This window comes from Clostridium sp. NkU-1 (assembly GCA_001312405.1).
The window spans coordinates 1-13,481 of the sequence record BBDR01000015.1; the positions used below are offsets into that span (position 1 = coordinate 1).

Consider the following 13,481-nt stretch of genomic DNA (forward strand, 5'->3'; position numbering starts at 1 on the left):
CAGGGACCACGTACAGGCAGAGATAGCGCTCCAAAGACAGGTTCCTTTGATACCCCCATCCAGGCAAAGCTACCAGCAACAGGGCCACAAAGAACGCTTATAAAAATGGCAGATTTGATAAAAGAGATAAAGATGATGAGGCTAAGAAAAGAGCACAGGGCAAGGGTGGAAAGCCATTAAAAACTCCGGTTCAGCCTCCAGTGCATGTAGAGCCTAAGGTAGAAGAGATAAAGACCATCACGATTCCGGAGGTTATGACCATTAAGGAGCTGGCTGAGAAGATGAAGCTTCAGCCATCCGCCATTGTAAAGAAGCTGTTTTTACAAGGTAAGATCGTAACGCTTAATACGGAAATCGATTTTGATCAGGCAGAAGAGATCGCCATGGGATATGATGTTCTCTGCGAGAAGGAAATAAAAATAGATGTTATTGAGGAACTGCTGAAAGAGGAAGAGGAAAATGAGACAGATAAGGTTTCCAGGCCGCCGGTAGTCTGCGTTATGGGCCATGTTGACCATGGTAAAACCTCCCTTCTTGATGCCATCCGCCAGAGCAATGTAACCTCCAGAGAGGCAGGCGGAATCACACAGCATATTGGTGCTTATACGGTTGAAGTAAAAGGAGAGAAGATCACATTTTTGGATACTCCCGGACACGAAGCCTTTACTGCCATGCGTATGAGAGGCGCTCAGTCAACGGATATCGCAATTCTTGTAGTAGCAGCTGATGACGGCGTGATGCCTCAGACTGTAGAGGCAATCAACCATGCCAAGCAGCCGAAGTGGAGATCATTGTTGCCATTAATAAGATTGATAAGCCAAGTGCCAATGTTGACCGGGTAAAGCAGGAATTATCTGAATATGAACTGATTCCTGAAGATTGGGGCGGAAGCACCGTATTTGTTCCGGTTTCAGCTCATACCAAGGAAGGCATCAAGGAACTTCTGGAAATGATTCTTCTCACCGCAGAAGTAAAGGAATTAAAGGCTAACCCGGACCGCCGGGCAAGAGGTCTTATTATTGAGGCTGAGCTTGACAAGGGCAAGGGACCGGTTGCTACCGTACTGGTACAGAAGGGAACTCTTCATGTGGGCGATACGGTTGCCGCAGGCTCCTGTTACGGAAAAGTCCGTGCCATGATGGATGACAAGGGCCGCAGAGTAAAAGAAGCAGGTCCATCCACTCCGGTTGAGATTTTAGGACTTAACGATGTTCCGAATGCAGGCGAAGTCCTGGTTGGAACTGAAAATGAGAAAGAAGCAAGAAGCTTTGCTGAGACATTTATTTCCGAAGGTAAGAATAAATTACTGGAAGATACAAAAGCTAAGTTATCACTGGATGATTTATTCAGCCAGATCAAGGCTGGTAACATCAAAGAGCTTCCGCTCATCGTAAAGGCGGATGTACAGGGTTCCGTGGAAGCGGTAAAGCAGAGCCTTGTGAAGCTGTCTAACGAAGAGGTTATGATAAAGGTAATCCACGGAGGCGTAGGTGCAATTAATGAGTCTGACGTTTCTCTGGCTTCCGCTTCTAATGCGATCATCATCGGCTTTAACGTAAGACCGGATGTGACTGCAAAATCCATAGCGGACCGGGAAAAAGTGGATATGAGACTTTACAAGGTAATCTATCAGGCCATTGAGGATATAGAGGCAGCTATGAAGGGCATGCTTGATCCTGTGTTCGAAGAGAAGATTATCGGCCACGCAACCGTGCGCCAAACCTTTAAGGCTTCCGGCGTAGGTACCATTGCAGGTTCCTACGTAATGGATGGGAAATTCCAGAGAGGCTGCAGCGTCCGCATCACACGTGACGGTAATAAGATCTACGAAGGCCCTCTGGCTTCCTTAAAGAGATTTAAGGATGATGTGAAGGAAGTTGCAACAGGTTACGAGTGCGGCCTTGTATTTGAGAAGTTTAATGATATCCAGGAAGACGATATGATCGAAGCATATGCCATGGTAGAGGTTCCCCGCTAGGAACCTGTATCCTGGAATTTTGAAAAGATGAGCCCGTAACTGCGGGCTGGTCTTTTTGAAAATGCGGACAAAAAGCGAAAGGAATAACATGCGTAAAAACAGTATAAAGAATACAAGAATCAACATGGAGGTCCAGAGGGAATTAAGCGAGATTATCCGTCTGGAAATCAAAGACCCAAGAATCCATCCCATGACTACCGTGGTTGACGTCCAGGTTACTCCGGATTTAAAATACTGCAAGGCATACATCAGTATTCTGGGAGATGAGGAGGCCGGAAAGGCTACCATTGAAGGATTAAAGAGTGCAGAAGGTATATCCGCCGTGAATTGGCAAGGAGAGTGAACCTTCGCAACACGCCGGAGATCAAGTTTATTCTGGACCAGTCCATTGAGTATGGAGTAAATATGTCCAAATTGATAGACGAGGTAACAAAAGATATCAGAGATTAGGGAGGTGCCCTTGTGAGTTTTTTTTGACACAGTGCTTGAAGATGTAAAAACGGTAGCAATTATCGGTCATGTCCGTCCGGATGGAGACTGTGTTGGTTCCTGTCTGGCGGCTTACAACTACCTGGAGGAGAATCATCCGGAAGTGGAGGCTGTGGTTTATCTTGAGACCCCTCCTTCAAAGTTTGATTATCTTAAGAATTTTGGCCGCATTGTCAGCGACTTTTCAAAGGATAAGGAATATGATCTCTGTGTTTGCCTGGACTGCAGCGATACGCTCCGGTTCGGAGAGGCATTAAAGTTCTTCACTGCCGCCCAAAAGAGTCTCTGTGTGGATCACCACGTTACCAATTTAAGATACGCAGAAGAGAATATAGTACAGGATGATGCCAGTTCCACCTGTGAGGTGCTCTACGGCCTTTTGGATGAAAATAAGATATCCAGGGAAGTCGCGGAATGCATTTATACCGGCATCATCCATGATACCGGAGTGTTTAAATATGACTGCACCTCCAAAAAGACCATGGAGATTGCAGGAAAGCTGATGGAAAAGGGCATCGACTTTTCAAAGATCATCGATGACAGCTTTTACCGGAAGACCTATATCCAGAACCAGATTCTTGGCAGGGCTTTATTAGAGAGCATAACCTTTCATGGCGGCCGGTGTATTTTCAGCGCCGTAAGCAAAAAGGATATGGATTTTTACGGTGTTACCGGTGCAGATATGGATGGAATCATTGATCAGCTTCGAATCACAGAGGGTGTGGAATGCGCCATATTCATGTATGAGGTCTCATGCAGGGAGTATAAAGTGAGCCTGCGCTCCACCACGGATCTTGACGTGAGCAAAGTTGCCGTTTATTTCGGCGGCGGCGGCCATAAAAAAGCGGCCGGCTGTACCATGGCAGGAAGCGTTCATGACGTGATCAACAATCTGTCGAACCAGATTGCAAAACAGCTTAACTAGGAGACAGGAGCTATGGCAGACGGCATTATTAATGTATACAAGGAAAAAGGATTTACCTCTCATGACGTTGTGGCGAAAATGAGAGGTATTTTAAAGCAGAAAAAGATAGGACATACAGGAACCCTGGACCCAATGGCAGAAGGAGTGCTGCCCGTATGCCTGGGAAAGGCGACCAAGCTTTGCGATATGCTGACGGATAAGACCAAAACTTATGAGGCAGTCCTGCTTCTGGGCAGGGAAACTGATACCCAGGACACTACGGGAGAAGTTCTGGCGGAATATCCGGTCAATATAGATGAAGCTCAGGTGAAGGAAGCAGTACTAAGCTTTCTGGGCCATTACGATCAGATACCACCCATGTATTCCGCTTTAAAGGTGGATGGAAAAAAGCTTTATGAGCTGGCCAGAGCCGGAAAAGAAGTGGAGCGGAAAGCCCGGCCTGTGGAAATACTGGAGATCAGTGTAGACCGGATCGAGCTTCCCAGGGTAACCATGACCGTAACCTGTTCCAAGGGAACCTATATCCGGACCCTTTGTTATGACATCGGAAGAAAGCTTGGCTGCGGGGGCTGCATGGAATCCCTTCTCCGCACCCAGGTTTCCGGGTTTTGCTTAAAGGACAGCCTGACCCTGGCCAGGATCGAGGAGCTTCGGGATGAGGGAACCCTGGAAGAACACATCCTTGCTGTGGACAAGGTGTTTTCAGAATATCCGGCTCTTAAAATGAAGCCGGATTTTGATAAGCTGGTCCACAATGGAAACCCATTTTACAGAAACCAGGCTGAGAGAGATTCCTGGTTTCCTGACGGGCCTGTAAGAGTATATGACAGCAGAAACCAGTTCATCGGTGTTTACGGACCTGACAGAGAGAAGAAGCTTCTTAAGCCTCAAAAGGTATTTCTGGGAGGAACGCCTTAAGGGATCCCTATATGCCCAGAAAACAGGGCAGGAGAGAGGAAATGAATCATGGAATATATAGCCGGAACCAGAGAATTTCAGATTGAAGAGCCTGCAGTTGTAACTCTGGGGAAATTTGACGGACGCCACAGAGGCCACCAGAAGCTGTTAAAGCGGATGGGAGAGATAAAGGAAGAAAAAGGGTATAAGACGGCTGTCCTTACCTTTGACATGTCCCCCAATGCACTTATGACAGGAAGCCCCCAGAAGGTCATTACTACCAATCTGGAGAGAAAAAAACAATCTGGAAAAGATCGGTATCGATTATCTAGTGGAGTATCCCTTTACAGAGGAAACCTCCCATATGGAGCCGGAGGAATTCGTAAAGCGTGTTCTGGCAGGCCAGATGAACGCCAGGATCATCGTAGTTGGCACGGATTGTTCCTTTGGCTATAAGGGAGCAGGAAATGCGGACAGCCTTTCCCGGTGGAAAGACCGGTACGGATATGAACTGATCGTTATTCCAAAAGAGCAGGATGAGCAACGGGATATCAGCAGTACCTACGTCAGGGAACAGCTGGATGCCGGAAATATGGAAAAGGCCAACGAGCTTTTGGGAGAGCCATATGCCATACATGGAACCGTAGTTCACGGTAACCATATCGGAGGGGCTGTTCTGGGATTCCCCACAGCAAATATTATGCCCCCGCCGGAGAAACACCTTCCTTTATTCGGCGTGTATGTGTCCAAAGTATATGTTGACGGTACTTATTATGGAGGTATTACTAATATCGGAAAAAAAGCCCACGGTGGAGGGAATTTCCCCTGTTGGAGCAGAAACATTTATTTATGGTATAAATGATGATATTTATGGAAAGACTATAGAAGTACAGCTTTTGCATTTCATCCGTCCTGAACGGAAATTTGAAGGGCTGGAACAATTAAAGGCACAGATCGGAAAGGATAGAGAATACGGGATGCGGTATTTAAAAGCCCTTTCAGATCAGCAAATCACTCATTTGTAAAAGGAAAGGCCAAAACTTGCGAAGGAAAGTGCATATGACTGACAAAGCATGGAAGGTACTAGGCTTTGCTATTGCATGCGGCAGCGCCGTATGGATAGGAACAGCAGATGTACAGGCCGCAAAATCAGAGCCTTCTGTCAAGACCGGTTCGCCAGTAGCAGGCATTTCGGTCTATATGGATCAATATCAGGAATCCATGAAACAGGGAGGAGCGGAAACGCCGGCCGGTCTTACGCAGGAAAAAGTGAGGTATGGAACCTTCAACTCAATATTTCAGAATCTTGGAGTGAGTGTGGTGGAGGATTCCTTGAACATCAGGAAAGAACCAAAGAATGATGCGGAAATCGTGGGGAAATTAAAAAACCATGCCGGCAGCAGTGTGCTGTCAGAAGAAAATGGCTGGTATAAAATAAAGTCAGGCAGATAACCGGTTATGTATACGGAAAATATCTGACCACCGGACAGGAAGCCAGAGCAATTGCCTACTATGACATGAAGCTGATGCTCCGGGTAGACACCGAAACCCTTCGGGTCCGCAGCAAACCGAATACGGATTCTGAAGTACTGGGCAGGATTCACGAGGGTGAAACTTATCCTTTTATCTCCAACAAAGGGGGATGGGCAACAATCCAGTATAATGGTCAGACAGCTTATGCCTATATACCGGAAAATGCCACGGTCGCATATACCATACCTGAAGCGGAAAAATGCAGTGACCTCCGCAATCAGGTTGTAAATTATGCGGTCGGATTTGTAGGAAACCCATACCGGTGGGGCGGCACCAATCCCAATACAGGGGCGGACTGCTCCGGTTTTATCCAGTATGTAATGGAACATGCCGCGGGGGTCCATTTAGACCGTACCTCCAGGCAGCAGGCCGAAGAGGGAGAAGTCATACCTGCTTCCAGCATGGAGCCTGGCGACTTGCTGTTCTATGCAAGCGGAAGGCAAATCGACCATGTGGCCATGTATATTGGAAAGGGAAAGATCGTCCATGCGGCAAACCGCAGGAGCGGGATCAAAATCTCCTCCTGGAATTACAGGAAGCCGGTCACCATACGACGGGTGATCCAGTGAAAATGATAGGTAAAACAAATGAAAAGGCTGCAGACTGACGCCCCATAAGAAAGGGGCCGCCAGTCTGCAGCCTTTATTTTAATCTTTCTTTTTTCCAAGATAAGCCGCTTTTACCGACTCATCGGCCAACAGCTTTTTCCCGGACCCTGTCATGGTGATGCGCCCGGTTTCCAGCACATAGCCGATATCAGCCGTATGAAGGGCCATATTGGCGTTCTGTTCAATGAGAAGCACGGTCACACCTTTTTTGTTGATCTCCCGGATAATGGAGAAAATATCCTTTACAATCAGCGGAGCAAGCCCCAGTGAGGGTTCATCCATCATTAGGATTTTTGGATGGCTCATAAGCTCTGGCAACTGCCAGCATCTGCTGTTCCCCTCCTGAAAGGGTACCGGCAAGCTGCCAGCTCCTTTCTTTCAGCCTGGGAAATAAATCATAGACCCAGTTAATATCGTCCCTAAGATCGTCATTTCTTAAGTAGGCTCCGATCTTGATATTTTCAATAACAGTCATATCCGGAAACACATGGCGCCCTTCCGGTACCAGGGCAATTCCCTTAGATATAATATCCGGCGTATCTTTGCCGATCAATTCTTCCCCATCCAGGGTGATGCTGCTTCCGGCAGACGGTTTCACCAGCCCTACTATGGACTTTAAAGTCGTACTTTTCCGGCTCCATTGGCCCCAATAAGGGTCACAATGCTCTTATCCGGCACTTCAAAGGAAATTCCCTTAACGGCTTCGATTCCTCCGTAATTCACTCGCAAGTTATCAATCTTCAGCATCGTCGCTCACCCCCAGATATGCTTCAATTACCCGTTCATTGTTCTGGATCTCCTCCGGTGTTCCCTGTGCGATCAGCTTGCCGAAATCCAGAACATAGATGCGGTCCGAAATCTGCATGACAAGATCCATATGGTGCTCGATCATGAAAACGGTAAGATGGTAGGAATCCCGGATCTTTTTGATAAAATCTGTTAAATCCTGGGTTTCCTGTGGATTCATGCCTGCAGCCGGCTCATCAAGAAGCAGAAATTTTGGTTCCGTTGCAAGGGCCCTGGCGATTTCCAGGCGCCTCTGTAAGCCGTAGGGAAGGGAGGAAGCAATCTCATCCTTTAAATGAAGCAGGTTCTGTTCCTCTAAAAGGACAGTGGTTTCTGCCCGCATCCGTTCCTCTTCCCTGCGGTTTAACCGGAGAGTTGCGGAAAATACATTCTGCTTTGCCCTCATGTGCTTTGCAATGAGCACGTTATCGAATACAGACAGCTGACCGAAAAGGCGGATGTTCTGGAAGGTACGGGCAATGCCCTTTTTTGTGATTACATCCGGTGTGCTGCTGATTACAGGAATGGGTCTTGGCGCTGCTTCTCCCAGATATGTTTTTTTCATTTTTCCCTTTGGGGTGTTGGAAAGAATGGTTTCTCCCATAAAATCCACCTGTCCGAAGGTAGGCTCATAAATACCGGTAACACAGTTAAATGCGGTTGTTTTTCCCGCGCCGTTGGGACCGATCAAGGCCACGATCTCTCCCTGGTTTACGTCAAGGGTCAGGCCGTTTACAGCCACAACGCCGCCGAACTGCATGGTAATGTCCTGCATGTGGAGCACGTTAATTGGAGTTTTTGCTGTATCTGACATCATGCGTTATCTCCTTTCTTATTGCTGTCCACGCTTTCTGGAGATAAAGGTATACCCGCAGGTGCTTCTGTGCTTTGCCTTTTCTCTTCAGCCTGGCTGGAATGCTTCGGATAAGCCGTCCAAGCCCTTCCCAGGAGAATTCGTTGCTGCCCATGATCCCGCGGCGGTAGAAGAGCACGACCATCATCAATAAAATAGAAAAGATGACCATACGGAAACCGGAGCGGAACAGGGGAACTTCAAATCCGCCGATAACCAGAGGGTTATCAAAGAAGCGGAGCCATTCCCTGCCTGCGGTGACCAGGAAGGCGCCGATAACGCTTCCAGTAATGCTTCCAATTCCTCCAAGGACTACGATCAGCAGGATATCATAGGTCAGGTTAATGGAAAAGGTCTTTGAGTCAATGGAACGCATGAATATGGCCAGAAGTCCTCCTCCTACGCCTGTGAAAAAGGAAGAGATGACAAAAGCCAGCTCCTTGTATCGGAATAAGTTCAGCCCCATGGCCTGAGCGGCCACTTCATCTTCACGGAGAGCCTTAAACGCCCGCCCGTAAGAGGAATTAATGAGAAGGACCATTAAAAGGATGCAAAGGACCGGAAGCCCAAAGGCTGTAAACAGGTTGGGAAAACCAGGGATGCTTTTTAATCCGTAGGAACCGTTGGTGATCCTGTCTAACTGGGGAGCCGCAATGACTGCCCGGATGATCTCAGAAAAGCCCAGGGTAGCAATGGCCAGATAATCACTTTTCAACCGGAGAACCGGAATGCCGATAAGGGCGGCCATGGCTGCGGCAATGAGTCCTGCAATAATAAGGGCCAGCCAGAAAGGACAGTGCAGGTTTGCGATAGCAGGAGAGATGCCGTTAACGTAGTAAACGCTTGCTCTGCTGTCAACAGGAATGGTAAGAATGGCCACGGTATAGGCACCGATTGCCATAAAACCGGCCTGGCCTAAGGAGAATAATCCGGTAAAACCGGTAAGCAGGTTCATGGAAACGGCAACAACCGCATAAATGGCACTTCGTTCCAGGATGGAGATCTGATAGCTGTACCTGGAAGTGTTAGCCTGTAAAAAAAGCCAGCAGGCCAATGATGGCTAAAAGAGCGGCCAGGGTATAAAGTTTGTTTTTGGAAACTGAGTTTTTCTTCATAGGGGGCACCTCACACTTTATCGGTCGTCTTCTCACCGAACAGTCCCGTAGGCTTGATCAGGAGAATGATGATTAGCAGAACAAAGGTAAATGCGTCGCTGAAGGTGGAATATCCCATGGCTACCAGGGCGGTTTCGCCAAGACCAAGGATAAAGCCTCCGATCACGGCGCCTGGAATGCTGCCGATACCGCCGAATACTGCGGCAACAAAGCATTTTAAGCCAGGCAGGGAGCCGGAGAATGGGAATACGGTCATGCGGTCCGTAAAATAAAGCACAGAGCCAACGGCAGCTAAAAGAGAGCCAATAGCAAAGGTAAAGGTGATGATGCGGTTGATTTTGATCCCCATAAGGGCGGCAGTATCATAATCCTTTGCAACCGCCCGCATGGCCATGCCGATCTTTGTCTTATTGATCAGGGTAATAAGCCCGTAAACAATCATAAGGGTCAGGACCGGCGTTAAGAATGTGACAAAGGATGCGGAAAGGCCGCCGATCTGGTAGATCTTCTTTAGAAACGGAATTTCCGGATATCCCTTTGGAAGAGCTGTGAACAGATAGGTAGCCAGGTTCTGCAAAAGGTAGGAGACGCCGATGGCAGAAATCATGACGGACATTCTGGGAGCGGTGCGTAAGGGGCGGTAAGCTACCCGTTCAATGGATACGCCTAATAATACGGTGACCAGTAAAACCACTGGAATGGAAATGTACCATGGAAAACTTGCCATGGCAAATATCATAAAGTAACCGGCCATCATGAAAATGTCGCCGTGGGCGAAGTTGATGAGCCGCAGGATACCGTAAACCAGGGTATAGCCAATGGCAATCAGCGCATAAGCGCCGCCCAGGGAGATACCGGTCAGGCACTGCTGGAAAAAGGTTGTAAGACTCATGTGGCGAGATGCCTCCTATCTGTTGAGTATGAAATATTGCTTGTGCAAATGGAACGAGTGGGGAAGGAAATACGTCCCCACTCATCTGGTAATGATTGCGTTGTCACGGTATCTTACTATTATTTTACCGTAGTAGTCGTTAAAAATTTGAACTTGCCGTCTTCAATGGTCTTGATGAAGGCCATGTCTTTTTTGGCATCTCCATTTTCATCAAAGGAAATGCTTCCGGTAACGCCGTCAATGGATACGCCTTTTAATGCATCACAGATGGCAGCGCCGTCAGTGGAGCCTGCGGTTTCAATTGCCTTTAATGCGCTGAGGTAAGCATCATATCCCAGTGCGGATACGGCCGGGATGATTTCGTCCTGCTTATTTTCCTTTAAATAGCTCTTAAAGCCGGAGATGAAGGCTGCTGCTTCCTCATTGGCCGGTTCTGCTTCGTCAAAGAAGGTGGAAAGGACAACGCCTTCTGCGGAATTGCCGGCGTTTTCAATGATGGTAGAGTTCTCCCAGGTATCGCCTGCAGCGATGGTAGCTGTAATTCCAAGTTCACGGGCCTGTTTGATGATAAGAGGAGCCGTGGTTATGGAAGACGGTGCAAAGATGATGTCAGGATTCTGAGCCTTGATATTTGTAAGGATCGCCTTAAAGTCGGTCTGGTTGGTCTGGAACTGTTCTTCGCTTACAACGGTACCGCCTAAGCCTGTAAACGCTGTCTTGAAGAAGGAACCAAGGCCGGAGGAATAATCATCTCCTAACTGAGTAACGATGGCAGCCGTCTTTGCCCCGTTGTCATTGGCATAATTGGCCATGACCGTACCCTGGAACGGATCCAGGAAGCATACACGGAAATAAAAATCATTTCCCTGGGTTACCTGAGGGTTGGTACAGGAGGCGCCTATGGCAGGAATTTTTGCATCTGCAAATATCTGTCCTGCGGCAATGGAAACACCGGAGCCATAGCTTCCAAGCACAACGGAGACCTTTTCGCTGACAAGCTTCTGTGCTGCGTTGACTGCTTCTGTTTTATCTGATTTGTTATCCACTTCCACCAGTTTTACCTGATACTCTTCTCCACCGATTTTAACCGTTGGATGGGTCTTGTTTGCATAGCGCATTCCCAGGACTTCCTGTAATCCGCCGCCCCCGTTTTCTCCGGTGGTGGGTTCGAACACGCCGATCTTAACGACCTTTTCACCATCGGAAGCAGAAGATGAGGAACCAGTGCTGCAACCGGCAATCAGGCTGGCAGTCATACATGCTGCAAGAGTGATTGCAAATACTTTTTTTCAATTTCATAATGATTATCCTCCTTTATATGTATCCCATGCAAACACAACTGTCTCTGTAGCAGATACACGTTGCATTATATTATATACATAAGATTGAAAAAGTGCAAGAAAAAAATGAAAGAAAATAATAATATAAAGAAAATTATTAATTTAACCGAGTCAAGTAGCAAAGCGGATTGCGAATATCCGCTTGACCCATTAAACAGGGAGCCCGGACCCTTTGATAAGAGTCCGGACTCCCTGATTTATCTTAAAACCTGATTGTTTATTGGTTTTTAATGGCCGCACCAATGAATTCCCGAAACAGCGGATGCGGTCTGTTTGGCCTTGATTTAAACTCGGGATGAGCCTGGGTGGCCATGAACCAGGGGTGGGAAGTAATTTCCACCATTTCCACAATTCTCCCATCAGGGGAAATGCCGGAAAGCTTCATTCCTGCATTTACCAGTTCTTCACGGTAGTCATTGTTTACCTCGTAGCGGTGCCTGTGACGCTCATGGACCAACTCTTCTCCGTATACTTTATAAGCCTTGGAGGACTTGTCCAGCACACAGGGATAGGAGCCCAGGCGCAGAGTGCCGCCGATGTCCTCGATGCCGTCCTGATCCGGCATTAAGTGGATGACCGGATGGGTGGTGTCTGTGTCAAGTTCTGAGGTATGGGCGTCTTCAAATCCAACCACATGGCGGGCAAACTCCACGATGGCCATCTGCATGCCAAGGCAGAGGCCCAGGAATGGGATGTTGTTTTCCCGGGCATAACGGATGGATGAAATCTTTCCTTCAATGCCCCGGCTGCCAAAACCGCCGGGAACTAAAATCCCGCTTACATCGCTGAACAAACTGGCTGCGTTCTCATCGGTAACAAGCTCTGAATCGATCCATTTAATATGAACCTTGGCCCGGTGGAAGACACCGCCGTGCTTTAATGCTTCCACTACGGAAATATAGGCGTCGTGAAGCTGGATGTACTTGCCTACCAGGGCGACTGTCACTTCCTTTTCCGGATGTTTCCAGTTTTCGATCATGGAAGTCCATTCCGTCAGATCAGGCTTTGGGCATGGGAGGTTTAAGCTTTCACATGCGACTTCCGCTAAATGCTCTTCCTCCATGGCAAGAGGAAGCTCATATAATACTTCCACATCCAGGTTCTGGAGTACATGGGTTTTGGGAACGTTACAGAATTGTGCGATCTTGCTTCGGATCCCGTCATCAAGGGGCAGTTCGGAACGGCATACAATGATGTCGGGCTGGATACCCATTCCCTGTAGATCTTTTACACTGGACTGGGTCGGTTTGGTTTTCAGTTCGCCGGAAACCTTTAGATATGGAACCAGGGTCACGTGGATGAGAATGACATTCTCGTGGCCTGCTTCGTGCTGGAATTGACGGATCGCTTCGAGGAATGGCTGGCTTTCGATGTCGCCTACCGTTCCGCCTACTTCTATGATAGCGATTTCTGTTTCAGAGGAGTTGCTGTTGCTGCAGTGAAAACGGCTTTTAATTTCGTCGGTAATGTGAGGGATAACCTGTACGGTGCCTCCCCCGAAGTCCCCGCGCCGTTCACGGGTCAGTACGGTCCAGTAGACCTTACCGGTGGTAACGTTGGAATTCTGAGTCAGGTTTTCGTCGATAAAACGTTCGTAGTGGCCAAGGTCAAGATCGGTTTCAGCGCCGTCCTCGGTGACGAAAACCTCACCATGCTGTACCGGATTCATGGTGCCTGGATCAATGTTGATGTAGGGATCAAATTTCTGCATCGTGACTTTATAGCCTCTTGCCTTTAGCAGACGTCCAAGAGATGCTGCGGTAATACCTTTGCCAAGTCCGGACACGACTCCTCCGGTGACAAATACGTATTTCACTGACATAACAGTGTAACCTCCTTTTGTGATATTGTGATAGTATGTGAATAATTTTAAAAACGACATTATACAGCTATTTTTTTGAAAAAAATCCAGAGCCTTATGAAAAAAACTTAGAATATTAAGTGTAAAATTTTACATGGAAGCTTTCCTATGATAAAAAAACTCATTGCTGTTAAATAAAACCAGCCCGGTGTTTATAAGGATTTAATAATTCTTTTCTTGATTTATGGGGAAACTGACACTATA

General features: G+C 47.6%; 12 protein-coding genes and 4 pseudogenes. 10 read left to right on the forward strand and 6 right to left on the reverse strand.

Features of this window, described 5'->3' with window-relative positions:
- The 10 genes and pseudogenes from JCM10519_RS18890 to JCM10519_RS31840 all read left to right on the forward strand — a co-directional run.
- Positions 1-180 (forward strand): hypothetical protein (locus JCM10519_RS18890; protein ID WP_054741116.1); only part of this gene is annotated, 180 nt, incomplete at its 5' end.
- A 20-nt stretch (positions 181-200) separates the two neighbouring features.
- Positions 201-1,978, forward strand: a pseudogene (gene infB, locus JCM10519_RS18895) (translation initiation factor IF-2).
- 88 nt (positions 1,979-2,066) lie between these two features.
- Positions 2,067-2,428, forward strand: a pseudogene (rbfA, locus tag JCM10519_RS18900) (30S ribosome-binding factor RbfA).
- A 31-nt stretch (positions 2,429-2,459) separates the two neighbouring features.
- Complete coding sequence (locus JCM10519_RS18905) at positions 2,460-3,392, forward strand: DHH family phosphoesterase (RefSeq protein ID WP_054741118.1); 933 nt, start codon at positions 2,460-2,462, stop codon at positions 3,390-3,392.
- Between the two features lie 12 nt (positions 3,393-3,404).
- Positions 3,405-4,310, forward strand: a complete 906-nt coding sequence (truB, locus tag JCM10519_RS18910) for a tRNA pseudouridine(55) synthase TruB (RefSeq protein ID WP_054741120.1) — start codon at positions 3,405-3,407, stop codon at positions 4,308-4,310.
- 48 nt (positions 4,311-4,358) lie between these two features.
- Positions 4,359-4,791: pseudogene (locus JCM10519_RS31820) on the forward strand (riboflavin biosynthesis protein RibF); the annotation flags it as partial.
- Between the two features lie 90 nt (positions 4,792-4,881).
- Entirely contained in the window at positions 4,882-5,151 is a 270-nt protein-coding gene (locus JCM10519_RS31825) for a riboflavin kinase (RefSeq protein WP_347844823.1), read from the forward strand.
- Positions 5,063-5,314, forward strand: a complete 252-nt coding sequence (locus JCM10519_RS31830) for a riboflavin kinase (protein WP_347844755.1) — start codon at positions 5,063-5,065, stop codon at positions 5,312-5,314. The genes JCM10519_RS31825 and JCM10519_RS31830 overlap by 89 nt, the downstream gene beginning before the upstream one ends.
- A gap of 34 nt (positions 5,315-5,348) precedes the next feature.
- On the forward strand, positions 5,349-5,741 hold the full coding sequence (locus tag JCM10519_RS31835) for an SH3 domain-containing protein (RefSeq protein ID WP_347844756.1): 393 nt from the start codon (positions 5,349-5,351) through the stop codon (positions 5,739-5,741).
- A 65-nt stretch (positions 5,742-5,806) separates the two neighbouring features.
- Positions 5,807-6,391 (forward strand): C40 family peptidase, encoded by a 585-nt coding sequence (locus JCM10519_RS31840; protein ID WP_347844757.1) that lies wholly within the window; start codon positions 5,807-5,809, stop codon positions 6,389-6,391.
- Between the two features lie 78 nt (positions 6,392-6,469).
- Here the strand turns inward: JCM10519_RS31840 and JCM10519_RS18925 are convergent.
- From JCM10519_RS18925 to JCM10519_RS18955, 6 genes and pseudogenes are all read right to left on the reverse strand, one after another.
- Positions 6,470-7,177: pseudogene (locus JCM10519_RS18925) on the reverse strand (ABC transporter ATP-binding protein).
- Complete coding sequence (locus JCM10519_RS18930; RefSeq protein ID WP_347844758.1) at positions 7,164-8,033, reverse strand: ABC transporter ATP-binding protein; 870 nt, start codon at positions 8,031-8,033, stop codon at positions 7,164-7,166. The pseudogene JCM10519_RS18925 and the gene JCM10519_RS18930 overlap by 14 nt, the downstream one beginning before the upstream one ends.
- Positions 8,002-9,123, reverse strand: coding sequence for a branched-chain amino acid ABC transporter permease (locus JCM10519_RS18935; protein WP_347844759.1), 1,122 nt, complete (start codon positions 9,121-9,123; stop codon positions 8,002-8,004). Before JCM10519_RS18935 ends, JCM10519_RS18930 begins: the two co-directional genes overlap by 32 nt.
- A 71-nt stretch (positions 9,124-9,194) precedes the next feature.
- Positions 9,195-10,076, reverse strand: coding sequence for a branched-chain amino acid ABC transporter permease (locus JCM10519_RS18940; protein WP_054741124.1), 882 nt, complete (start codon positions 10,074-10,076; stop codon positions 9,195-9,197).
- A 119-nt stretch (positions 10,077-10,195) separates the two neighbouring features.
- Positions 10,196-11,332: an ABC transporter substrate-binding protein gene (locus JCM10519_RS18945; RefSeq protein ID WP_054741126.1), complete on the reverse strand. Its 1,137-nt coding sequence runs from the start codon at positions 11,330-11,332 to the stop codon at positions 10,196-10,198.
- Positions 11,333-11,633: 301 nt separating this feature from the next.
- On the reverse strand, positions 11,634-13,238 hold the full coding sequence (locus JCM10519_RS18955) for a CTP synthase (RefSeq protein ID WP_054741130.1): 1,605 nt from the start codon (positions 13,236-13,238) through the stop codon (positions 11,634-11,636).
- Positions 13,239-13,481: the final 243 nt, after the last annotated feature.

Excerpts from the sequence above, each read along its gene's own strand:
- truB (WP_054741120.1), top strand. The coding sequence starts at position 3,405 with ATGGCAGACGGCATTATTAATGTATACAAGGAAAAAGGATTTACCTCT.
- JCM10519_RS31825 (WP_347844823.1), top strand. The coding sequence starts at position 4,882 with ATGGAAAAGGCCAACGAGCTTTTGGGAGAGCCATATGCCATACATGGA.
- JCM10519_RS31830 (WP_347844755.1), top strand. The coding sequence starts at position 5,063 with ATGGAGGTATTACTAATATCGGAAAAAAAGCCCACGGTGGAGGGAATT.
- JCM10519_RS31835 (WP_347844756.1), top strand. The coding sequence starts at position 5,349 with ATGACTGACAAAGCATGGAAGGTACTAGGCTTTGCTATTGCATGCGGC.
- JCM10519_RS31840 (WP_347844757.1), top strand. The coding sequence starts at position 5,807 with ATGAAGCTGATGCTCCGGGTAGACACCGAAACCCTTCGGGTCCGCAGC.
- JCM10519_RS18930 (WP_347844758.1), bottom strand. The coding sequence starts at position 8,033 with ATGATGTCAGATACAGCAAAAACTCCAATTAACGTGCTCCACATGCAG.
- JCM10519_RS18940 (WP_054741124.1), bottom strand. The coding sequence starts at position 10,076 with ATGAGTCTTACAACCTTTTTCCAGCAGTGCCTGACCGGTATCTCCCTG.
- JCM10519_RS18945 (WP_054741126.1), bottom strand. The coding sequence starts at position 11,332 with ATGACTGCCAGCCTGATTGCCGGTTGCAGCACTGGTTCCTCATCTTCT.
- JCM10519_RS18955 (WP_054741130.1), bottom strand. The coding sequence starts at position 13,238 with ATGTCAGTGAAATACGTATTTGTCACCGGAGGAGTCGTGTCCGGACTT.